Annotated in this window: 20 protein-coding genes and 1 riboswitch; of the genes, 11 read left to right on the plus strand and 9 right to left on the minus strand. The window is 58.3% G+C overall.

Annotated elements, in window-relative coordinates:
- Positions 1–6 precede the first annotated feature (6 nt).
- Genes rfbH through rfbB form a run of 7 tightly spaced genes read right to left on the minus strand, consistent with a single transcriptional unit; the run spans position 7 to position 6608 of the window.
- A complete protein-coding gene (gene rfbH, locus EAY64_RS07900) occupies positions 7–1332 on the minus strand; it encodes a lipopolysaccharide biosynthesis protein RfbH (RefSeq protein ID WP_103524235.1) in 1326 nt (441 codons plus the stop codon).
- Positions 1332–2420: a CDP-glucose 4,6-dehydratase gene (rfbG, locus tag EAY64_RS07905; protein WP_199734416.1), complete on the minus strand. Its 1089-nt coding sequence runs from the start codon at positions 2418–2420 to the stop codon at positions 1332–1334. Before rfbG ends, rfbH begins: the two co-directional genes overlap by 1 nt.
- On the minus strand, positions 2417–3190 hold the full coding sequence (rfbF, locus tag EAY64_RS07910) for a glucose-1-phosphate cytidylyltransferase (RefSeq protein ID WP_103524257.1): 774 nt from the start codon (positions 3188–3190) through the stop codon (positions 2417–2419). Before rfbF ends, rfbG begins: the two co-directional genes overlap by 4 nt.
- 13 nt (positions 3191–3203) lie before the next feature.
- Positions 3204–3752 carry a dTDP-4-dehydrorhamnose 3,5-epimerase gene (gene rfbC / locus EAY64_RS07915; protein WP_103524237.1) on the minus strand — a complete coding sequence of 183 codons (549 nt, stop codon included), beginning with the start codon at positions 3750–3752 and terminating at the stop codon, positions 3204–3206.
- Positions 3753–3767: 15 nt separating this feature from the next.
- Positions 3768–4637, minus strand: coding sequence for a glucose-1-phosphate thymidylyltransferase RfbA (rfbA, locus tag EAY64_RS07920; RefSeq protein WP_045846657.1), 870 nt, complete (start codon positions 4635–4637; stop codon positions 3768–3770).
- Positions 4638–4653: 16 nt separating this feature from the next.
- On the minus strand, positions 4654–5547 hold the full coding sequence (gene rfbD / locus EAY64_RS07925; RefSeq protein ID WP_103524238.1) for a dTDP-4-dehydrorhamnose reductase: 894 nt from the start codon (positions 5545–5547) through the stop codon (positions 4654–4656).
- Positions 5544–6608: a dTDP-glucose 4,6-dehydratase gene (rfbB, locus tag EAY64_RS07930; protein ID WP_103524239.1), complete on the minus strand. Its 1065-nt coding sequence runs from the start codon at positions 6606–6608 to the stop codon at positions 5544–5546. Before rfbB ends, rfbD begins: the two co-directional genes overlap by 4 nt.
- Before the next feature lie 200 nt (positions 6609–6808).
- On the opposite strand from rfbB, the gene EAY64_RS07935 reads away from it, so the two are divergent.
- The 9 genes from EAY64_RS07935 to EAY64_RS07975 all read left to right on the plus strand — a co-directional run bounded on the left by EAY64_RS07935 (position 6809) and on the right by EAY64_RS07975 (position 14992).
- Positions 6809–7915, plus strand: coding sequence for an MraY family glycosyltransferase (locus EAY64_RS07935; RefSeq protein ID WP_103524240.1), 1107 nt, complete (start codon positions 6809–6811; stop codon positions 7913–7915).
- Positions 7916–8091: 176 nt separating this feature from the next.
- Positions 8092–8379, plus strand: a complete 288-nt coding sequence (gene groES / locus EAY64_RS07940; protein ID WP_045846653.1) for a co-chaperone GroES — start codon at positions 8092–8094, stop codon at positions 8377–8379.
- Between the two features lie 52 nt (positions 8380–8431).
- Positions 8432–10075 (plus strand): chaperonin GroEL, encoded by a 1644-nt coding sequence (gene groL, locus EAY64_RS07945; RefSeq protein ID WP_103524241.1) that lies wholly within the window; start codon positions 8432–8434, stop codon positions 10073–10075.
- Between the two features lie 128 nt (positions 10076–10203).
- Complete coding sequence (locus EAY64_RS07950) at positions 10204–10950, plus strand: Nif3-like dinuclear metal center hexameric protein (RefSeq protein ID WP_103524242.1); 747 nt, start codon at positions 10204–10206, stop codon at positions 10948–10950.
- Positions 10951–11070: 120 nt separating this feature from the next.
- A complete protein-coding gene (petA, locus tag EAY64_RS07955; RefSeq protein WP_045846650.1) occupies positions 11071–11655 on the plus strand; it encodes a ubiquinol-cytochrome c reductase iron-sulfur subunit in 585 nt (194 codons plus the stop codon).
- A 14-nt stretch (positions 11656–11669) separates the two neighbouring features.
- Positions 11670–13007, plus strand: coding sequence for a cytochrome b (locus EAY64_RS07960; RefSeq protein ID WP_103524243.1), 1338 nt, complete (start codon positions 11670–11672; stop codon positions 13005–13007).
- Positions 13008–13024: 17 nt separating this feature from the next.
- The gene (locus EAY64_RS07965; protein WP_103524244.1) at positions 13025–13786 is read left to right on the plus strand and encodes a cytochrome c1; all 762 of its coding nucleotides are present in this window, start codon (positions 13025–13027) and stop codon (positions 13784–13786) included.
- 156 nt (positions 13787–13942) lie between these two features.
- Positions 13943–14545 carry a glutathione S-transferase N-terminal domain-containing protein gene (locus tag EAY64_RS07970; protein ID WP_082693274.1) on the plus strand — a complete coding sequence of 201 codons (603 nt, stop codon included), beginning with the start codon at positions 13943–13945 and terminating at the stop codon, positions 14543–14545.
- A gap of 9 nt (positions 14546–14554) precedes the next feature.
- Complete coding sequence (locus EAY64_RS07975; protein ID WP_103524245.1) at positions 14555–14992, plus strand: ClpXP protease specificity-enhancing factor; 438 nt, start codon at positions 14555–14557, stop codon at positions 14990–14992.
- A gap of 45 nt (positions 14993–15037) precedes the next feature.
- On the opposite strand, the gene EAY64_RS07980 is transcribed toward EAY64_RS07975, so the two are convergent.
- Complete coding sequence (locus EAY64_RS07980) at positions 15038–16693, minus strand: histidine kinase N-terminal 7TM domain-containing diguanylate cyclase (RefSeq protein WP_103524246.1); 1656 nt, start codon at positions 16691–16693, stop codon at positions 15038–15040.
- A gap of 104 nt (positions 16694–16797) precedes the next feature.
- Positions 16798–16862, plus strand: a riboswitch (S-adenosyl-L-homocysteine riboswitch).
- Between the two features lie 70 nt (positions 16863–16932).
- On the opposite strand from EAY64_RS07980, the gene ahcY reads away from it, so the two are divergent.
- A complete protein-coding gene (gene ahcY / locus EAY64_RS07985; RefSeq protein WP_103524247.1) occupies positions 16933–18348 on the plus strand; it encodes an adenosylhomocysteinase in 1416 nt (471 codons plus the stop codon).
- A 135-nt stretch (positions 18349–18483) separates the two neighbouring features.
- Positions 18484–19320, plus strand: a complete 837-nt coding sequence (gene metF, locus EAY64_RS07990) for a methylenetetrahydrofolate reductase [NAD(P)H] (RefSeq protein WP_103524248.1) — start codon at positions 18484–18486, stop codon at positions 19318–19320.
- 68 nt (positions 19321–19388) lie between these two features.
- Here the strand turns inward: metF and EAY64_RS07995 are convergent, their stop codons facing one another.
- Entirely contained in the window at positions 19389–21248 is a 1860-nt protein-coding gene (locus EAY64_RS07995; RefSeq protein WP_103524249.1) for a sensor domain-containing diguanylate cyclase, read from the minus strand.
- Positions 21249–21355: the final 107 nt, after the last annotated feature.

Genomic DNA, 21355 nt, shown 5'->3' on the forward strand with positions numbered 1-21355 from the left:
TGATTCTCAAAAATTCACGCCAATAATGGTTTCAATTTTCTCAACACTGTAATCGAGCATGTCTTGGGTCAGTGCCGGATGCACGCCGATCCAGAAAGTGTTGTTCATCACCAGGTCCGTGTTGTTCAGCTCGCCGCTGATGCGGTATGGCTGGCCGTCCATATACGGTTGGCGGGTCAGATTGCCGGCAAATAGCAGTCGGGTGCCCACACGATGCTGGTCGAGGTATTGCAGGACGTCGACACGGCTGATGCCGCTTTCCGGACGGATGGTGATGGGAAAGCCAAACCAGGATGGATCGCTGTTTTCGGTAGCTTGCGGCAAGATCAGGAACTCGCTGCAGCTTTGCAGGGCATTGCTCAGATAGCGGAAGTTGTCCTTGCGCGCCTGGATGAAGCTTTCCACCTTGTCCAGCTGGGCCAGGGCACAGGCGGCTTGCATGTCGGTGATCTTCAGGTTGTAGCCCAGGTGACTGTAGGTGTACTTGTGGTCGTAGCCCGCCGGCAGGCTGCCCAGCTGCCAGCCAAAGCGCTTGCCGCAGGTGTTGTCGCAGCCCGGTGCGCAATAGCAGTCACGACCCCAGTCGCGGAAAGACTCGATGATCTTTTTCAGTTCGGTATTGTTGGTGAATACCGCGCCGCCTTCACCCATGGTGATGTGATGGGCAGGGTAGAAGCTTAGAGTGCCGATATCGCCAAAGGTACCTACCAATTTGCCGTCGTAGGTACTGCCTAGCGCATCGCAGCAGTCTTCGATCAGCCACAGGCCATATCTGTCGCACAGCTCGCGGATCACTTTGAGGTTGTACGGATTACCCAGCGTGTGGGCCAGCATGATGGCCTTGGTCTTGCTGGTGATGGCGGCTTCAATCAGCTCGGGCTTGATGTTGTAGGTGGGGATGTCGACATCGACAAACACCGGGACTGCGCCGAATTGCAAAATGGGATTGACCGTGGTGGGAAAGCCGGCAGCAACCCCGATGACTTCGTCACCTTTACGGATGGCACGCTCGCCCAGCTTGGGGGAGGTCAATGCCGAGAAGGCAAGCAGGTTGGCCGACGAACCGGAGTTGGTGGTCAGCAGGTGGCGCACCCCCAGAAAGGCCGCCAGGCGTTTTTCGAACATGTCGTTGAAACGGCCGGTGGTCAGCCAGCCATCCAGCGAGGCCTCAACCATGTTTTTCAGTTCCGCGCCATCAATGACCTTGCCGGATGGGGGAATGACGGTCTTGCCTGCTTCAAACGGGCGGGGGGCCATGGCAATGGCTGCGTATTCATCAACCAGCTGGGCAATTTGCTGGCGAAGTTGTTGGGCTTTGTCTTGTGTGCTCATTAATGCTGTCCCTGGGCGGGCTGGGCCTCAAAGGCCTTGATTTGTTGAATGGTGATGTCTTGCATATCGGCCCCGGCCAGGTGTGCCTGATGCCAGCTGCAGATGTGTTCGAGTGCGGTATGCAGTGTCCAGCGTGGTTGCCAGTCAAGACGGGTTTGTGCCTTGCTGCAATCCAGACGCAGATAATGGGCTTCGTGCAGGTCTGCACCGGCAGGGTCGATCTGGTAACTGGCACCCTGGCCCCAGATCCGGGTGAGGGTGTCCACTATCCAGGCCACCGGCTGGGCATCTTGCGGGCGTGGGCCGAAATTCCAGCCTTCGGCAAATTCGCAACCTGCGCTGAATAGTTGCTCTGCCAGCAGCAAATAGCCTGACAAGGGCTCTAGTACGTGCTGCCATGGGCGGATGGCATGTGGGCTGCGTATCTGCACAGGCTTGGCCTGTTCGATGGAGCGCATGATATCGGGAATCAGCCGGTCTTCCGCCCAGTCGCCACCTCCGATGACATTACCGGCACGGGCACTGGCCAGGGCCACGCCATGGCGTTGATAGTGGGCCGGGTTGAAATAGGAGTTGCGATAGGCACTGGTCACCAGTTCAGCACAGCCTTTGCTGTTGCTGTAAGGGTCGTAACCTCCCATTGCCTCATTTTCTCGATAGCCCCACAGCCATTCGCGGTTTTCATAACACTTGTCGCTGGTGACATTGACTACGGCACGTACGCTCGGGGTTTGCCGAATGGCTTCCAGCAGGTACACCACCCCCATGACATTGGTGGAGTAGGTTTCGACCGGATTGGCATAGGAGTAGCGTACCAGCGGTTGGGCTGCCATGTGGATGACGATGTCGGGCTGCGCAGCCTGCATGGCCTGCATGAGCTTGGCCGGGTCGCGGATGTCGCCAATGATGGACGTCATGCCTGCGGCAACCCCTGCGGTTTCAAACAGGTTCGGTGTGGTTGCCGGTAACAGCGCATAGCCGGTGAGCTGTGCGCCTAACTGTTGCAGCCATAGCGACAGCCAGCTTCCCTTGAAACCGGTATGCCCGGTCAGGAAAACCCGCTTGCCTTGCCAGAACTCACGCTTCATTCCCATACCTTCCATGGCGCCTGACCGCTTTGCCACAGCTCTTCCAGATGGTTCTTGTCGCGCAGGGTATCCATGGGTTGCCAGAACCCTTCATGACGGAAAGCCGACAATTGCTGCTTGCTGGCCAGCTGCTCCAGCGGTTCGCGTTCCCAGATGGTGGCATCGTTATCAATGAAGTCGATCACTTTGGGCGACAGCACAAAAAAGCCCCCGTTGATCATGCCACCATCGCCTTTGGGTTTTTCCTTGAAAGTGGTTACTTTGTCGGCCTGGATATCCAGTGCGCCGAAGCGGCCGGGCGGGTAGGTGGCGGTAAGGGTGGCTAGCGTTTCTTGCTGCTGGTGGAATTTCACCAGTGCGCCAATGTCGACATCGCCAACGCCATCGCCATAGGTAAAGCAGAAGGCTTCTTCATCTTCCACATACTTGCGGACGCGTTTCAGGCGGCCACCGGTCATGGTGTCTTCACCAGTATCCACCAGGGTGACGCGCCAGGGTTCGGCATAGCGCTGGTGAACTTCCATGCTGTTGCTCGACATGTCAAAGGTCACATCGGACATGTGCAGGAAGTAGTTGGCAAAGTATTCCTTGATGACATAGCCCTTGTAGCCGCAGCAGATGACGAAATCGTTGATCCCGTGGTGGGAGTACATTTTCATGATGTGCCACAGGATGGGTTTGCCACCGATTTCAACCATGGGTTTGGGGCGGACAGATGTCTCTTCGCTGATCCGGGTACCAAGCCCGCCTGCCAGAATGACTGCTTTCATGATGTGCTTCCGTTCAATCAAAAAGCTGCGCGGCATTGAAAGCGCAGGCTTGCTCGTCCTTGCCGGACAGGAAGGGCGTGCTGTCCAGCATCCAGTCTATGCCCAGTTCTGCATCGTTCCAGATGATGCTGCGCTCAAGGTCAGGGGCATAGTAGTTGGTGGTCTTGTACAGAAACTCGGCATGCTCGGACACAGTGACAAAACCGTGGGCAAAGCCTTCAGGAATCCACAACTGGCGTTTGTTGTCAGCTGACAGCATCACACCCACCCATTGACCGAAGGTGGGCGAGCTGCGGCGGATATCCACAGCAATGTCATATACTTCGCCCAGCGTGCAGCGTACCAGCTTGCCTTGTGCACACGGCGGCATCTGGTAGTGCAGCCCACGCAGCACGCCCTTGGCGGAGCGGCTGTGGTTGTCCTGGACAAATTCAACCTTGCGGCCAATGGCTTCTTCAAAGCGCTTCTGGTTGAAACTTTCGAAGAAAAAACCACGGTCGTCGCCAAATACGGCAGGTTCAATGATTTTGACGTCCGCAATGGCGGTATCGATGATTTTCATGAATGGCTTGCTTTCTTACTTCAGCAGCTGCAGCAGGTATTGCCCGTAGGCATTTTTCTTCAGCGGTTGTGCCAGCTGTTCCAGTCTGGCGGCATCAATCCACTGCTGCACGTAGGCAATTTCTTCCAGGCAGGCCACTTTCAGGCCCTGGCGGTTTTCTACTGTGGCAATGAACTGGCTCGCTTCCAGCATGGATTCGTGGGTGCCGGTATCCAGCCAGGCATAGCCACGCCCCATGGTCTGAACATCCAGCTGGCCTTGCTGCAGGTAGTGGTTGTTGACATCGGTGATTTCCAGTTCGCCGCGCGGTGAGGGGCGGATGGACTTGGCGATGTCGACAACCTGATTGTCGTAGAAGTACAGGCCGGTGACGGCATAGTTGGATTTGGGTACTGCCGGTTTTTCCTCGATGGACAAGGCCTTGCCCTGGGCATCGAATTCCACCACGCCATAGCGCTCCGGGTCCTGCACATGATAGGCAAACACGCTGGCGCCTTGCTGCTTGGCGTTGGCCGCTTTCAGCAGTTTGGGAAAGTCATGGCCGTGGAAGATGTTATCGCCCAGTACCAGTGCCGAAGGCGCGCCTGCCAGGAAGTCTTCACCAATGATGAAGGCCTGTGCCAGACCATCCGGACTGGGCTGTACTGCGTATTGCAGGCTGATGCCCCACTGGCTGCCATCGCCCAGCAACTGCTCGAAGCGCGGGGTGTCCTGCGGGGTGGAGATGATCAGGATGTCGCGAATCCCGGCCAGCATCAGTGTGCTGAGCGGGTAGTAGATCATCGGCTTGTCGTAGATTGGCAGCAATTGTTTGCTGACAGCCAGTGTGGCGGGGTACAGGCGGGTGCCGCTGCCCCCTGCCAGAATGATGCCTTTACGTTTCATCTGCTTGCGTCCTGCATCAGGAATTGAAGATCTGCTGGAACACCTGTTCCACGCCGCTCTGCCATGCTGGCATGATCAGGCCGAACGCGTCCTGGATTTTACTGCAATTTAGCCTGGAGTTGCCGGGGCGCTTCGCCGGGGTCGGATAGGCGCTGCCGGGAATGGCATGCAGGTTTTCCGGTTTCAGCTGCAGTGCGACACCGTAACGTTCTGCCAGTGCCAGCAGGTATGCGGTATAGCCATGCCAGCTGGTGCTGCCGCTGCTGGTCAGGTGATAGGTACCGAGCAGCTGCTGGTCCTGGTTGGTTTGCCATTGTTTGATGATGTGGGCGGTCACATCGGCAATCAGCGCAGCGGGTGTGGGCGCGCCAATCTGGTCGGCCACCACATTCAGGCTGTCGCGTTCGCGCGCCAGGCGCATGATGGTTTTGAGGAAGTTGCCGCCATGTGCGCCCACCACCCAGCTGGTGCGCAGGATGATGTGGTTGGCACCACTGGCACGGATGGCCTGCTCACCCTGGCATTTGCTCCGGCCATATACCGATTGCGGGCTGGTGGCATCGTCCTCTTCATAAGGCATGGCCTTGTCGCCATCAAATACATAGTCGGTGGAGTAGTGCAGCAGCAAGGCATTCTTTGCCGCGGCCCAGCCTGCCATGGCTGCCGGTGCGGCGGCATTCACGGCATGGGCCAGCTCGGTATCACTCTCCGCCTTGTCCACGGCGGTGTAGGCTGCCGGATTGACGATGATGTCCGGTTGGTATTGGTCCAGCACGGCAGCAATGTCAGCCGGGCGGGACAGGTCCAGTTGCTGGCGATCCAGGCTGATGCATTCGCCCAGCATGGCCAGCGAGCGGCGCAGTTCAAAGCCCAGCTGGCCATTGATGCCGGTAATCAGGATGCGGCTCATGCCTTGTTCCCGTAATGTTGCTCCAGCCATTGGCGGTACTGACCGCTGGTGACGTTGTTGACCCAGTCCTGATTATCCAGATACCACTGTACGGTTTTACGGATGCCGCTTTCAAAGGTTTCTGCCGGTTTCCAGCCCAGCTCGCGTTCCAGCTTGCGTGCATCTATCGCGTAGCGACGGTCATGGCCCGGACGGTCCTGTACATAAGTGATTTGCGTGGCGTAGCCGGTGCCATCTGTCTTGGGGCGCAGTTCATCCAGAATGCTGCAGATGCTGCGTACCACATCCAGATTGGCTTTTTCGTTCCAGCCACCAACATTATAGGTTTCACCCAGTCGGCCTTGTGCCAGCACGGTGCGGATGGCGCTGCAATGGTCTTTTACATACAGCCAGTCGCGGATTTGCTGGCCATCGCCGTAAATGGGCAAGGGCTTGCCGGCCAGTGCATTGAGGATGACCAGCGGAATCAGCTTTTCCGGGAAATGATAGGGGCCGTAGTTGTTGCTGCAGTTGGTCGTCAGGACCGGCAGACCGTAAGTATGGTGCCAGGCACGTACCAGGTGGTCCGACGCAGCCTTGCTGGCGGAGTAGGGGCTGTTGGGTTCGTAACGGTTGCTTTCGCTGAATGGTGCGTCGCTGGCGGACAGCGTGCCGTACACCTCGTCGGTGGAAACATGCAGGAAGCGGAAGGCAGCCTTGGCCTCGCCTTCCAGACCATTCCAGTAGTCCCGCACCGCTTCCAGCAGGTTGAAGGTGCCCACGACATTGGTCTGGATGAAGTCGCCCGGGCCGTGGATGGAGCGATCAACATGGCTTTCCGCCGCAAAGTTGATGACGGCGCGCACCTGATGTTCCTGCAGCAGTCGGCCAACCAGCGTCCTGTCGCCGATATCGCCCTGGACAAACAGGTGGCGCGGGTCGTTTTCCAGGCTGGCGAGGGTTTGCAGATTGCCGGCGTAAGTCAGCTTGTCCAGGTTGATGACCGCTTCGTCATTGCCATTCAGCCAGTCCAGAACAAAGTTGGCTCCAATGAAGCCGGCACCGCCAGTCACCAATATCATTTAACAATTCCAATAAGTAAGTGGTTTTTGCTTGGCGCGGGGCCATGGTAAAGTAGACCGCCGCGGGCAAGTGCACAGTGCTCGCCTGCAAGGCCGACATTATAAGACAAAATTGCCCGGCTTCTCCTTGTACAGTCTTGCGACTGCTGCGGGTAGGCCCGATTATTCCGATTTCACGCCCATTCAGGCCTTGATGCCCCATGTTGCAGATTCTCTTGCTCGCACTGATTGCTTCTTTTACTACCGGGCTGCTGCTGATTCGGTATGCGCATTTGCACGCACGTTTTTCTAGCGATGGTGACGTCACTGGCGTGCAGAAATTCCATGCCACGCCGGTTCCCCGCATTGGCGGCCTGCCCATCATGCTGGGCCTGATTGCCGGTTGTGCCTTGTCTGGTTATCTCAATACATCCGTGTGGGTGTTGCTGCTGTTGCTGTCGGCCTTCCCGGCATTTGCTGCGGGCTTTGTCGAGGATCTCACCAAGAAAATCGGCCCCTTGCCGCGCTTGCTCGCCACTTTTGTTGCGGCGGCGTTGGGGTATTTTCTGCTGGGTGCCGGGCTGGCTCGACTGGATATTCCACTGATCGATACCTTGCTGGGACATTACTGGTGGCTATCCCTGCTGCTGACCATGGTGGCGGTAGGTGGTGTGGCTCATGCCGTCAACATTATCGACGGCTATAACGGGCTGTCCGGCATGGTGGCGGTGTTCATCTTTCTGGCCATTGCTTATGTCTGCTTCAAAGTGCAGGACATTGTATTGATGAGCGTGTGCTTTGCCATGCTCGGGGCCATTCTGGGCTTTTTGTTCTGGAATTTTCCGCGTGGGCTGATTTTTGCCGGGGATGGCGGGGCTTATCTGATTGGCTTCATGATTGCTGAAGTTTCCGTACTGCTGGTAGCACGTAATCCGGCTGTCTCTCCGTGGTTTCCCTTGCTGTGCGTGATTTATCCGGTTTTCGAAACGATTTTCTCCATTTATCGGCGCAAGTTTCTGCAGGGGCGGGCGGTAGGCTATCCGGACGCCTTGCATCTGCACCAGATGGTGTACAAGCGCATGGTGTTGTGGATGGTCGGCTCCAAAGAGGCCCGCCATCTGACCCAGCGCAACAGCATGACCTCCCCCTACCTGTGGGTTCTGGCGTCTTTTTCGGTGGTGCCAGCCATGCTGTTCTGGAATCACACCTGGATTCTGATGCTGCTGGTGCTGCTGTTTGTGCTGGCCTATCTTCGCTTGTACCGCATGATTGTCCACTTCAAAACCCCGCGCTGGATGGTGTTGCGCCGCGACGACTCTTCCCGCTGAGCCTTCCCCCAGTGTGGACAGGGGCGGGCAAGTTTTTGCCGGCCCCCCTCTTGAAACATCGTCCCCCCGTCCCTATTATTAGCACTCGTCAGGGGTGAGTGCTAAAACCCGCCCCGCGCTGCCATCCTGGCAGTACATATTGCATTCAACAGCCACTTTGTATTTAGGAGAGATCAATGGCAATTCGTCCGCTGCACGATCGTGTTGTTATCAAGCGCCTTGAGGCTGAAGAAAAGACTGCTTCCGGCATCGTTCTGCCGGGTGCTGCTGCTGAAAAGCCCGACATGGGCGAGGTGCTGGCTGTCGGTAACGGCAAGGTTCTGGACAATGGCGAGCGCCGTCCGCTGGAGCTGAAGGTTGGCGACAAAGTGATTTTCGGTAAGTACTCCGGTCAGTCCGTCAAGGTTGACGGCGAAGAAGTCCTCGTGATGCGCGAGGAAGATGTAATGGGCATCGTCGAGTAATTCCGACCCATACCGACTTCAAACGACCCTATAGAATTCTGGAGATTTGAGAATGGCTGCAAAAGACGTAAAGTTTGGTGATTCCGCTCGTGCCAAGATGGTAGTTGGCGTCAACATTCTGGCCGACGCTGTCAAGGTTACCCTGGGCCCGAAAGGCCGCAATGTCGTACTGGACCGCTCCTTTGGCGCGCCGACCATCACCAAGGACGGTGTTTCCGTTGCCAAGGAAATCGAACTGAAAGACAAGTTCGAAAACATGGGCGCGCAAATGGTGAAGGAAGTGGCTTCCAAGACTTCCGACGTGGCCGGTGACGGTACCACCACGGCTACCGTACTGGCCCAGGCCATCGTTCAGGAAGGCATGAAGTACGTTGCTGCCGGCATGAACCCGATGGACCTGAAGCGTGGCATCGACAAGGCTGTAATCTCCCTGGTCGGTGAAATCGCCAAGATCGCCAAGCCATGTGCCACCACCAAGGAAATCGCCCAGGTTGGCTCCATCTCCGCCAACTCCGATTCCGATATCGGTGAAATCATCGCCACCGCCATGGAAAAAGTGGGCAAGGAAGGCGTGATCACCGTTGAAGACGGCAAGAGCCTGAACAACGAGCTGGACGTGGTGGAAGGCATGCAGTTCGACCGCGGCTACCTGTCCCCGTACTTCATCAACAACCAGGAAAAACAGATTGCCGCTCTGGACAATCCGTTCGTACTGCTGTTTGACAAGAAGGTTTCCAACATCCGCGACCTGCTGCCGGTACTGGAGCAAGTGGCCAAGTCGGGCCGTCCGCTGCTGATCATCGCTGAAGATGTTGAAGGCGAAGCGCTGGCTACCCTGGTAGTCAACACCATTCGTGGCATCCTGAAGGTGGTTGCTGTCAAGGCTCCGGGCTTTGGCGACCGTCGCAAGGCCATGCTGCAGGATATCGCCATCCTGACCGGCGGTACCGTGATTGCCGAAGAACTGGGCCTGACCCTGGAAAAAGCCACCCTGGACATGCTGGGCCAAGCCAAGCGTATCGAAGTGGGCAAGGAAAACACCATCATCATCGATGGCGCTGGTCAGGCTGATGCCATCCAGGCGCGCGTGGGTGAAATCCGTCGCCAGATCGAAGAAGCTTCTTCCGATTACGACCGCGAAAAACTGCAAGAACGCGTGGCCAAGCTGGCCGGCGGCGTTGCCGTGATCAAGGTTGGTGCCGCTACTGAAGTTGAAATGAAAGAGAAGAAGGCTCGCGTTGAAGACGCGCTGCACGCTACCCGCGCCGCTGTAGAAGAAGGCGTTGTGGCTGGTGGTGGCGTGGCCCTGCTGCGTGCCCGTTCCACTCTGGACAGCCTGAAGACCGACAACGTTGATCAGGATGCCGGTGTGAAGATCGTACTGAAGGCCATCGAAGCCCCGCTGCGTCAGATCGTCAAGAATGCTGGCGACGAGCCGTCCGTAGTGGTGAACAAGGTACTGGAAGGCAAGGGTAACTTCGGTTACAACGCGGCTACCGGCGAATACGGCGACATGCTGGAAATGGGCGTGCTGGATCCGGCCAAGGTAACCCGCTCCGCTCTGCAACACGCTGCTTCCGTTGCCGGCCTGATGCTGACTACCGATTGCATGATCGCAGAACTGCCGGAAGACAAGCCGGCTGCTGGCGGCATGCCGGATATGGGCGGCATGGGTGGTATGGGCGGCATGATGTAAGCTGTCTCAGCCTCTCGCTGAATCAAAAACCCCGCACTTGTGCGGGGTTTTTGTTTTTCTGCGCGATGGCGGGTAGCTGCCGGCTTCTCTGGCACAATAGGCAGCAGCTCATTTCGCAAGGATACATCATGCAATTACCGCAGCTGCTTGCCAGCATGGATGAATGGCTGGAGCCATGGCGCTATCAGGACTACGCGCCTAATGGTTTGCAAATAGAAGGCAGGGCAGAAGTGCGTCACATCATCACGGGAGTGACGGCCTCGCAAGCCTTGATTGATGTGGCGATTGCCCGCCGCGCAGATGCCATCCTGGTGCATCACGGCTATTTCTGGAAAGGAGAAGATGCCCGGTTGATTGGCATGAAGCGTGCGCGCGTGGCCAAACTGTTGCAGCATGACATCAGCTTGATTGCTTATCATCTGCCGCTGGATGGACATCTGGAACTGGGTAATAACGCCACCCTGGCCAAGCGATTGGGCTGGCAGGCCCAGGGGCAAGCTGGCGAGCAGGGATTGTTATGGCATGGCAGTTGGCCTGCCGGCGGGACTGCCGCGCAACTGGCAGAGGAGATTTCTGTCAGTCTGGGGCGGCAAGCCATGCTGCTGGGGCCGGCCGAGCGGCCGGTACGCCGGCTGGCCTGGTGCACGGGCGGGGCGCAGTCATTCTTTCAGGAGGCCATCCGCCTCGGTGTTGATGCATTTGTCACCGGTGAGGTCTCGGAACAATGTTTCCATCTGGCCGAGGAGTATGGCGTGGCATTCATTGCAGCAGGACACCATGTAACAGAGCGCTACGGCGTACAGGCTCTGGGCGAGAAGGTTTCTCATTTACCCGGCATAACTGTTGAATTTGTCGATCTTTTCAATCCGGTTTAGACAAATCTACCCGACCTGGCTCAATTTATTTGCATAGGCGCTTCATGTCCCTACTGGTAATCAGGTAAAATCGTCTGGTTTGAAGTTTGAGCTCGGTTTCCACGTTTGAGGATGACTGTAATGAGTGAACAACAAGTCGATACGGGGCGCCGTCGGTTTCTGACGGTAGCAACCAGCGCTGTTGGGGGTGTGGCCGTTGCCGGGGTGGCAACGCCGTTTCTGATGAGTTTCTTCCCGTCTGAACGGGCAAAGGCTGCTGGCGCACCGGTTGAGGTGGATATCAGCAAGCTGGAGCCGGGCCAGAAGATCAACGTCGAGTGGCGTGGCAAGCCGGTATGGCTGTTGTCCCGTACCAAGCAGCAAATCGCCGACCTGCCGAAGAACGACCCCAAGCTGGTGGACCCCAAGTCCGAAGTAGAGCAACAACCCAAGTACTGCCAGAACGAAGGCCGCTCCATCAAGCCTGAACTGCTGGTAGCCGTGGGCATCTGTACCCACCTGGGCTGTTCGCCGACCTTCCGTCCCGATCTGGCTCCCGCCGATCTGGGCCCGGAATGGCTGGGTGGCTTCTACTGCCCGTGTCATGGTTCCAAGTTCGACCTGGCCGCCCGCGTATTCAAGGGTGTTCCGGCTCCGAAGAACCTGGAAATCCCGCCGCATAAGTATCTGTCCGATACCCGCCTGCTGATTGGCGACGACAAATAAGCTTAGGGGGAAAAATGAGCAAAGGACAAAAGCTACTGAACTGGATTGACGACCGCTTCCCGCTGTCGTCGATGCTGAAAGAGCACGTTACCGAGTACTACGCACCGAAGAACTTCAACTTCTGGTATTTCTTCGGCTCGCTGGCCATGCTGGTGCTGGTTATTCAGATCGTCACCGGTATCTTCCTCACCATGAACTACAAGCCGGATGGCACCCTCAACGGTGCTGGCATCCCGGTGGCCTTCGCCTCGGTGGAATACATCATGCGTGATGTGGCAGGTGGCTGGATCATCCGCTACATGCACTCCACTGGTGCCTCCATGTTCTTCGTGGTGGTTTACCTGCACATGTTCCGTGGCCTGATCTACGGCTCCTACAAGCAGCCGCGCGAACTGGTGTGGGTGTTTGGCTGCCTGATCTTCCTGTGCCTGATGGCTGAAGCCTTCATGGGTTATCTGCTGCCCTGGGGCCAGATGTCCTTCTGGGGTGCGCAGGTGATTGTGAACCTGTTCGGTTCCATCCCGGTCATCGGTCCTGATCTGTCGGTGTGGATTCGTGGTGACTTCGTGGTGTCCGACGCCACGCTGAACCGCTTCTTCGCCCTGCACGTGATTGCTGTGCCGCTGGTGCTGCTGGCTCTGGTGGTGGCTCACCTGATTGCCCTGCACGAAGTGGGTTCCAACAACCCGGACGGCGTGGAAATCAAGAAACTGAAGGACGAAAAGGGCATCCCGCTGGATGGCATTCCTTTCCATCCCTACTACACCGTGAAGGATATCTTCGGTGTGGCAGTGTTCCTGATCGTGTTCTCCGCCATCGTGTTCTTCCTGCCGGAAATGGGTGGCTACTTCCTCGAGCATCCGAACTTCGACCAGGCTGACCCGCTGAAGACCCCGCCGCACATCGCGCCGGTATGGTACTTCACCCCGTTCTACGCCATTCTGCGTGCCATTCCGTCCTTCCTGGGTACCCAGGTGTGGGGTGTGATCGGCATGGGCGCTGCGGTGGTGGTGATTGCCTTCCTGCCGTGGCTGGACCGTTCGCCGATCAAGTCCATCCGTTATCGCGGTCCGAAGTTCAAGTTCATGCTGGTCTTGTTCATCATCGCCTTCATCGGTCTGGGCATGCTGGGCGCCATGCCGCCGACGGCTGGCCGTACCCTGATTTCGCAGATTCTTTCGTTCATCTACTTTGCCTTCTTCCTGGGCATGCCGTTCTACACCAAGAACGATGTTGGCTCGGTACCGGTACCGACCCGCGTGACAGAGACCAATGGCAAGTGCCAGTTGCAGTTCCTGGTGCTGGTGGCTGTGACGATCATCGCGGCCTATCTGTTCGGCACCAACGTGTAAGCAAGGGGAAAGGACATATGAAAAGCAAAATCCGCCACCTGATCGCTGCCATGGCGCTGGTGTTGCCGGTAAGCGGCACCGTTCTGGCCAATGAAGGCCCGGCGCTGGAGAAAGCGCCGATCGACATCCAGGACACCGAAAGCCTGCAGCGCGGTGCACAGTTGTTCAGCAACTACTGCCTGTCCTGCCACTCGGCCAGCGCCATGCGCTACAACCGTCTGGAAGATATCGGTCTGTCCGAAGAGCAGATCAAGGCCAACTTGCTGCCTGACGGTGCCAAGATCGGCGACCAGATGAATGTCAGCATGGACAAGAAGGATGCCAAGGTATGGTTGGGCGCAGCGCCGCCAGACCTGTCGCTGATTGCGCGTTCGCGTGGTGCAGACTACCTGTACGCCTATCTGCGTGGCTTCTACCGTGATCCGACTCGTCCTACCGGCTGGAACAACCTGGTGTTTGACAAGGTTGGCATGCCGCATGTGCTGTGGGAAATGCAGGGCGAGCAGGTACTGAAGACCGAGAAGAACGCCGCTGGCCATGAAGAGCACAAGCTCGAACTGGTCAAGGCCGGTAGCCTGACCAAGCTGGAAAACGGCAAGGCCAATACCGTGGAGTTTGACAAGCGCATGGCTGACCTGACCAACTACCTGGTCTTCATCGGCGAGCCGGCACAAGTCAAGCGTCACCAGATCGGTTATGTGGTACTGATGTTCCTCGGCCTGCTGCTGTTGCCGCTGACCTACTTCCTGAAGAAGGAATACTGGAAAGACGTGCATTAAGCACTGCTGCTGGATGACGAAAAAGGCGGAAATTTCCGCCTTTTTTCTTTTGTAATCATGGCTTTGCGATGTAGTTGTGGAAATTGCCTGCCTGAAAATGGTAAAATCACCGCTTCGATCGAAAATGATTGCCTCTGTCAAGGATATCCGCTAGCCATGATGACTCTTTATTCTGGAATTACCTGCCCCTTCAGCCAACGTTGCCGTATCGTGTTGTATGAAAAGGGAATGGATTTCGAGATCATCGATGTGGACATTCACAACAAGCCGGAAGACCTGGCTGTGATGAATCCCTACAACGAAGTGCCGGTACTGGTAGAGCGCGACCTGATCCTGCACGAATCCAACATCATCAACGAATACATCGACGAGCGTTTCCCGCACCCGCAGCTGATGCCGGCTGATCCGGTGATGCGTGCCCGTGCCCGCCTGTTCCTGCATCGCTTCGAGAACGAACTGTTCTGCAATGTGAAGGTGCTGGAAGCCGGCGCAACCGGCAAGGAAGCCACCAAGGCGCGTGAAGCCATTCGTGACGGCCTGACCACCATTGCCCCGGTGTTTGCCAAGCAAAAGTTCATGCTGGGTGATGACTTCTCCATGATCGACGTGGCCATCGCCCCGCTGATGTGGCGTCTGGAGCATTACAACATCGACCTGGGCAAGCATGCTGCGCCCATCCTCAAGTACGCGGAACGCATTTTCCAGCGCCAGTCTTTCATCGACTCGCTGACCCCGTCCGAAAAGGCCATGCGCAAGTAAGGAATGACCATGAGCGCCAGCACCAAGCCTTACATGATCCGTGCCCTGTATGAATGGTGTACGGATAATGGCCATACGCCGTTTCTGGTGGTGTGGGTGGACGAGCACGCCGATGTCCCGCGCGAGTACGTGAAGAACAACGAAATCGTGTTGAATATTGCCGCTGGGGCCACCCAGAACCTGCGTATCGACAATGAATGGGTGTCTTTCTCCGCGCGCTTTGCCGGGGTGTCGCGTGATATCTGGGTGCCTGTCGGCAATGTGATGTCCATTTTCGCCCGGGAAACCGGTGAAGGCATGGGCTTCGAGGTCGAATTGGGCAGCACGGCGGCCTCTCCGGCGCTGGCGCCGGTAGCTGCCAGCGAGCCTGAGCCGGCAGAGAGCAAGGATGATGATGCTGCCGCACCGCGTCCTAGCGGTCGGCCCAGCTTGCGCATCGTCAAGTAAGGCCGCAGATGTACCATGAAAAACCGGGATGCTTTCCCGGTTTTTTTATGGCTCCTTGCTGACCATATGGGCTTGCAGCAAGGGAATGTCGGTGAGGTCCTGCAGCGGATTGCCATGCAGCCTGACCTGGTTCTTGCCATGCGCCTTGGCTTCATACAAGGCCATGTCTGCCAGCTGGTAAAGTTTGGAGAAACTATTGCCGTCGCTGGGGTAGCAGGCAATGCCACAGGAAAAGGTGGAAGAAAATTCCACTCCTTCCACTCGGTAGCGCAAATCGGAAAAGCGCCGGCGCAGCAGTTCCAGCCGCATCCAGCTGTTCCGCTGGTCGGCCGCAGGCAGTACCACGATGAATTCCTCGCCGCCCAGCCGGCAAACAATATCCGCCTGACGACAATGGCGGCGCAGCAGGTCGGCCAGCGCACACAGTACCTGATCGCCAGCCATGTGGCCGTAGCGATCATTCACTCCTTTGAAATTGTCCAGATCGATCAGGGCAAAGGACAGCGGCTGCTGTTCCCGTTCTGCCCGGCTGATTTCCCGGCTGAGCGTCTCCTCCAGGTAGCGGCGGTTGTAGAGTCCGGTCAGCGGGTCGTGCAGGGCCTGTTCACGCAGGGTGTCCTGCAAGGTTTCGATTTCATCGATGCGGTTTTTCAACTGCATATAAGCCTGATGCAAGGCCTCCTCTGCGCGGCGCTGGCGTGAGATGTCGCGCAGCACCAGCATGCGGCCGCCCAGGGTGACTCCCGACTCCCTGATGGGAAAAGCGCGTACCTCCAGAATGGAGCGTGAGCCCGGGCCATTCAGTTCCACCTGATGGGCTCCATCCTGATCGGCGACGGCAAGCAGTGCGGCAATCTGCAGCGGCTGGCCACACAATACGGCAGCCGGCTTGCCAAACAGGTTGGCGGCTGCCGGGTTGATGTCGAGCACGGTCTTGTTGGGGTCAATCACCACGATGCCATCCCCCATGGCATTGAAGGCATTGCCGCGAGCGATGGGGACCACATACAGCATGCGCAGGTAGAGCAGGTCGAAGGCAAACACCATGCCGGTGATGGCAAAGCACAAGGGGGTGGGGTCCAGCCCGCGTAGTGGGATGTTGCCCGACAGATAGAGCAGATTGCCGACCCAGGGGACAATGGCGCCCAGCATCAGGATGAGCGACTGGCCGCGGTAATGGGGTGGGTAAAAGTGCAGGGTGCGTAGCAATAGCAAGGAAGCCAGCAGCATCATCAGATAGGAATAGCCGGCGACCAGCAGCCAGAACAAGGGGCCATGGTTGAAAATGAGCAGGTTGTGCCCGGATGGTGAGGCCTGGTAACTACTCCAGATCAGGCCGTGTTTTTCATTGCTGATGGCCAGTGCCAGGCTGAGCAGGGGGATGACGAAGAGCGTGGCGATGCTGCGCAGGCGCAGCGCCTTGTCCAGCTGGTTGTAGTCTGCCGCCAGCAGGAAAAACAACACCGGCGCGCTGAGGGTGCCCAGGTATTCCACCTTGGACCAGAAAATTTTCTCGTGCAGCAAGGAAGAAGACAATTCCAGCATGGCTGCGCCAGCCCATACGGTCACTGCCAGCATCAGCCAGGCCAGATAGCGTGCGCCGGTCACCTGGCGTCGCTCCCAGGCCAGGATGCCGATGGTGGCCGCACTCAGTGCAGCCAGGCCGGCAGTCGCTGAAATGGTGGTGAAAACAAAGGACATGCGCTTCTCTATGCAATGTGACTATGCGGATGGCAATATTCCAGTGTAACCCCTGCCAGAGAAGTTTCATTCACATTTTTGCGTCTCTAGGTATAATTACGGCACTCCCGAGGAGCGCTGCGAGGTTCATCCCCAGGCTCGGGCTTCTTGCAAACGGCGCTCACCTGACTAAACTCCGTGCCGAAGCCGGAATAGCGGGTGAGCCGCGTTCTGGCCGGCGTGTAAAAGGACTTTGCACGATGGCTGAATTCACCGATTTCCATGTAGCCGACATCAACCTTGCCGCCTGGGGGCGCAAGGAACTGGCAATTGCCGAAACCGAAATGCCCGGGCTGATGGCGCTGCGCGAAGAGTTCGCGAACCAGAAGCCGCTGCGCGGCGCGCGCATTGCCGGTTCGCTGCACATGACCATCCAGACCGGCGTGCTGATCGAAACCCTGGTTGAACTGGGTGCCGATGTACGCTGGGCTTCCTGCAATATCTTCTCCACCCAGGACCACGCCGCCGCAGCCATTGCCGCTGCCAATATCCCGGTATTTGCCTTCAAGGGCGAGAGCCTGGACGAGTACTGGGAATTCTCGCACAAGATCTTCGAATGGCCGGCCGGTCAGGAAGCCAACATGATTCTGGACGACGGCGGCGACGCCACCTTGCTGCTGATGCTGGGCAGCAAGGCCGAACAGGATCGCAGCGTGATCAGCCACCCGGCCAATGAAGAAGAAACCGCGCTGTTTGCCGCCATTGCCCGTTATCTGGAAGTGGACCCGCACTGGTATTCCAAGCGTCTGCCGCATATCAAGGGCGTGACCGAAGAAACCACCACCGGCGTGCATCGCCTGTACCAGATGCAAAAGGAAGGCCGCCTGCCTTTCCCGGCTTTCAACGTCAACGACTCGGTCACCAAGTCCAAGTTCGACAACCTGTATGGCTGCCGCGAATCGCTGGTGGATGGCATCAAGCGTGCCACCGACGTGATGATCGCCGGCAAGGTAGCGGTGGTGCTGGGTTATGGCGATGTGGGCAAGGGCTGCGCCCAGAGCCTGCGTGGCCTGGGTGCCACGGTATGGGTCACCGAAGTGGACCCGATCTGCGCGCTGCAGGCCGCCATGGAAGGCTACCGCGTGGTACGCATGGATGACGTGGCCGACCAGGGCGACATCTTTGTCACCACCACCGGCAATGTGTCGGTAATCACCCATGATCACATGGTGAAGATGCGCAATAACGCCATCGTGTGCAATATCGGCCACTTCGACAGCGAAATCGAAGTCGCCAGCCTGCGCCAATACCAGTGGGACAATATCAAGCCGCAGGTAGACCACATCATCTTCCCGGCCCAGGGTAATGAACCGGCCAAGCGCATCATCCTGCTGGCCGAAGGCCGCCTGGTGAACCTGGGTTGCGCCACCGGCCACCCCAGCTTCGTGATGTCCAACTCCTTCACCAACCAGGTGCTGGCGCAGATGGAGATCTTCCAGCACGGTGAAAAGTACGGCAAGGAAGTCTATGTGCTGCCCAAGCATCTGGACGAAAAAGTGGCCCGCCTGCACCTGAAGCGTATCGGTGCCAATCTGACCGAGCTGACCGACGAGCAGGCTGCTTATATCAGCGTGCCCAAGCAGGGTCCTTATAAGCCGGCGCACTATCGTTATTGATAGCGGGCTGTAAGGCGAACGGACAGGGCAGGGTAGAATGCACCTGTCCGTTTTTTTATCGGCAGGCCACGGCAGGCCCGCCATGCTGCAGTACCAGAACACAGCCTGCCGCCACGAGCAGGGACAGAGACGATCATGAACGAACCGAAAAAAACCTTCAGCTTCGAGTTTTTCCCGCCCAAGACCCCCGAAGGCGTGGCCAAGCTGCGTACCACGCGCCAGCAACTGGCGCAGTTCAAGCCACAATTCTTCTCGGTGACTTTTGGTGCCGGCGGCACCACCCGCGATGGCACCCTGTCCACCGTGCTGGAAATCCGCAGCGAAGGCCATGCCGCCGCGCCGCACCTGTCCTGCATCGGTTCGACCCGGGAAAACATCAGCGCCATTCTCAATGAATACCGCAATCACGGTATCCGCCACATTGTGGCGCTGCGTGGCGACATGCCGTCCGGCATGGTGGCGGCCGGTGAATTCCGCTATGCCAACGAACTGGTGGAGTTCATCCGCAGCGAGCACGGCGAGCATTTCCATATCGAAGTGGCGGCCTACCCGGAATTCCATCCCCAGTCCAAGTCGGCCGAGGACGACCTGAACAATTTCGTGCGCAAGGTCAAGGCCGGTGCCAACTCGGCCATGACCCAGTATTTCTTCAATGCCGATGCCTACTTCCGCTTTGTCGACGAAGCGCAGGCGCGCGGCGTGGACATTCCCATCGTGCCGGGCATCATGCCGATTGCCAACTTTGGCCAGCTGTGCCGCTTCTCCGATATGTGCGGGGCCGAAGTGCCGCGCTGGCTGCGTCAGCGCATGCAGTCCTACTATGACGACACGGCCTCCATCCGCGCCCTGGGCCTGGATGTGGTGACCGAGTTGTGCGACCGCCTGCTGGCCAATGGTGCACCGGGCTTGCACTTTTACACCCTGAACCAGGCTGGCCTGGTCTCCACCGTATGGCAGCGACTGGGTTTGTAATCCCTACCGCGCCATCATGAAAAAGCCCGGCATTGCCGGGCTTTTTCATGGTCGGGCGAGGTCGCAGATCAATTGCCCTGGGGTGTTCCTGCATGGGCGGTGGCCGTTTCCACCCGGTTGCGCCCCCGGTGCTTGGCCAGATAGAGCGCCTTGTCGGCGTCGCGCATCAACTGGTGTTCGGACTGTGGCGGTCCTTGCAGGCTGGCCACACCGATGCTGATGGTGACCCGGTCGCCGGCACTGCTGCGACCATGAGCAATGGCCAGCTGCCAGACGGCCTGGCGGATGGCTTCGGCCAGCGTGGCGGCCGCCGTGGCCTGGTAGCCCGGCAACAGCACGGCGAACTCCTCACCGCCAACCCGCGCCACCAGATCCGTGGCGGCGGGAAGTTGCGCCTGTATGCATAGCGCCACCTGGCGCAGGCACTGGTCGCCGGCGAGGTGGCCGTAGCTGTCATTGAATTGCTTGAAAAAATCGATGTCGATCTGCAAGACGCTCAGGGCCTTGCCTTGCTTGCGGGCCTCACGGAAGCACAGGCCAAGCTGCTCGTCGAAATGGCGGCGGTTGGCAATGCCGGTCAGTCCGTCGCTGAAGGCCATGCGTGCAAGATCGGCATTGGCGGCGTGCAGCTGCTGTTGAGCCAGGCCCAGTGCCTGCAGCTGCTGGCGGCGGATGATGGTATTGGCCAGCGTTTCACCCAGCAGGCGCGCCTGTTGCTGCTCCTTGCCCTGCCACTGGCGCGGGTGGCTCACCATGTCGCAGCCGAACAGCCCCACCGGCCGGCCCATGTGATCGATGCGCAGCATGAACAGGCTTTGTACCCCGTGTTCTTCCAGCTCCTGGCGTTCCAGCATGGCGTGCTCGGGCAGCGCGTCCAGATTGTCCAGCGACAGCAGGCCATGCTCCTGCAATTGCTGACAGGCCCAGCTGCGCTGCAACATGCTCTGGCCCCGCAGGGCGTGGGTAGTGGGCTGGATGCCGGAAGCACACCATTCGTGCACGGTATTGACCAGCCAGTCATCGGCAAAGCTGATCAGATAACAGCGCTCCACCTGCATGAAGTGACCGATCTCGCCCAGCGCCATCTGGGTGGCCTGATCGATGTCATGCAGCGGAATATTGATGAAGCGGGTGGAAATGCCGGCAATCAGTTGCTGAAAGCTGAGCAGCTGCTTGAGCTCGCGCGTGCGTGCGGTCACCAGGCCGGCCAGCTGGTCGCGGTGGCTGGCCAGTTCGTTTTCGATCCGCTGCCGTTCCTGCAGGTGGTGGCTGATATTGTTGCTCATGCTGCGGAAAGCCTGCGCCAGTTCGCTCAGCTCATTGTCGATCTGGCCGTGCTGCTGGCCGGGCAGTAGCGGTGGCAGCTGCATGCCGGGCTGATAGTTGCGCACGATTTCCGCCATGCCTTGCAGCGGGCGTACCAGCCGGCGGTTGAACAGCAGCCATAGCAGCAGGGCCAGGCCGAAGAAGCCCAGCAGGAAGGCCAGGGTGGCGCTGGCCACTTCCTGGCGCATGGCGCTGTAGATGTGCTGGCGGGAGACTGTCAGCTGCAGGCTGCCAATTGCCTCCATGCTGTGTGGCGAGCGCAGGGGCAACTGGTATTGGCCGCTATTGTCCTGCCCGCCCTGTTCCGGGTTGTCATAGCGTAGCGACTGGCCCAGCTCGGTGCGCAGGACCACGCTTTGTACGCCGGGAATCTGCGCGATCAGCCGTAATTGCAGCTGGATGGCCGGAATATCGACATCCCAGGCACTCTGGCTCAATAGCGGCAGATAGAGGCGCGATACCGTGGCCGGTATGGCATCCATCTGCTGCTGACCGTTGCGCCAGACCAGTGCGGCTTTCAGGCCGGTCACCACAGCCCCGAACAACAAGGTATACAGCAGCAGCTGCCAGATCAGCTGGCGGGTGAGTCTGCGGGTTGGCATGTGCCAGCTCCTATGGCCTGTTAGCGCGATGCTGCACGGCAGAGTTTGTTAAGAGCGGCTCACAAAATGGTATTGCGTCCGTGGTGCAAGTCGCGCCGGCGCAGACA

Origin of the sequence: Aquitalea palustris (genome assembly GCF_003693445.1) — a bacterium.
Taxonomy (GTDB): domain Bacteria; phylum Pseudomonadota; class Gammaproteobacteria; order Burkholderiales; family Chromobacteriaceae; genus Aquitalea; species Aquitalea palustris.

What these genes read in the sequence shown, in the direction of transcription:
- rfbB (WP_103524239.1), bottom strand. Translation starts at nt 6,608, where the DNA reads ATGATATTGGTGACTGGCGGTGCCGGCTTCATTGGAGCCAACTTTGTT.
- groL (WP_103524241.1), top strand. Translation starts at nt 8,432, where the DNA reads ATGGCTGCAAAAGACGTAAAGTTTGGTGATTCCGCTCGTGCCAAGATG.
- ahcY (WP_103524247.1), top strand. Translation starts at nt 16,933, where the DNA reads ATGGCTGAATTCACCGATTTCCATGTAGCCGACATCAACCTTGCCGCC.
- rfbH (WP_103524235.1), bottom strand. Translation starts at nt 1,332, where the DNA reads ATGAGCACACAAGACAAAGCCCAACAACTTCGCCAGCAAATTGCCCAG.
- EAY64_RS07965 (WP_103524244.1), top strand. Translation starts at nt 13,025, where the DNA reads ATGAAAAGCAAAATCCGCCACCTGATCGCTGCCATGGCGCTGGTGTTG.
- EAY64_RS07960 (WP_103524243.1), top strand. Translation starts at nt 11,670, where the DNA reads ATGAGCAAAGGACAAAAGCTACTGAACTGGATTGACGACCGCTTCCCG.
- rfbC (WP_103524237.1), bottom strand. Translation starts at nt 3,752, where the DNA reads ATGAAAATCATCGATACCGCCATTGCGGACGTCAAAATCATTGAACCT.
- EAY64_RS07970 (WP_082693274.1), top strand. Translation starts at nt 13,943, where the DNA reads ATGATGACTCTTTATTCTGGAATTACCTGCCCCTTCAGCCAACGTTGC.
- rfbA (WP_045846657.1), bottom strand. Translation starts at nt 4,637, where the DNA reads ATGAAACGTAAAGGCATCATTCTGGCAGGGGGCAGCGGCACCCGCCTG.
- petA (WP_045846650.1), top strand. Translation starts at nt 11,071, where the DNA reads ATGAGTGAACAACAAGTCGATACGGGGCGCCGTCGGTTTCTGACGGTA.
- rfbD (WP_103524238.1), bottom strand. Translation starts at nt 5,547, where the DNA reads ATGAGCCGCATCCTGATTACCGGCATCAATGGCCAGCTGGGCTTTGAA.
- EAY64_RS07975 (WP_103524245.1), top strand. Translation starts at nt 14,555, where the DNA reads ATGAGCGCCAGCACCAAGCCTTACATGATCCGTGCCCTGTATGAATGG.
- EAY64_RS07935 (WP_103524240.1), top strand. Translation starts at nt 6,809, where the DNA reads ATGTTGCAGATTCTCTTGCTCGCACTGATTGCTTCTTTTACTACCGGG.
- rfbG (WP_199734416.1), bottom strand. Translation starts at nt 2,420, where the DNA reads ATGAAGCGTGAGTTCTGGCAAGGCAAGCGGGTTTTCCTGACCGGGCAT.
- rfbF (WP_103524257.1), bottom strand. Translation starts at nt 3,190, where the DNA reads ATGAAAGCAGTCATTCTGGCAGGCGGGCTTGGTACCCGGATCAGCGAA.
- metF (WP_103524248.1), top strand. Translation starts at nt 18,484, where the DNA reads ATGAACGAACCGAAAAAAACCTTCAGCTTCGAGTTTTTCCCGCCCAAG.
- EAY64_RS07995 (WP_103524249.1), bottom strand. Translation starts at nt 21,248, where the DNA reads ATGCCAACCCGCAGACTCACCCGCCAGCTGATCTGGCAGCTGCTGCTG.
- EAY64_RS07950 (WP_103524242.1), top strand. Translation starts at nt 10,204, where the DNA reads ATGCAATTACCGCAGCTGCTTGCCAGCATGGATGAATGGCTGGAGCCA.
- EAY64_RS07980 (WP_103524246.1), bottom strand. Translation starts at nt 16,693, where the DNA reads ATGTCCTTTGTTTTCACCACCATTTCAGCGACTGCCGGCCTGGCTGCA.
- groES (WP_045846653.1), top strand. Translation starts at nt 8,092, where the DNA reads ATGGCAATTCGTCCGCTGCACGATCGTGTTGTTATCAAGCGCCTTGAG.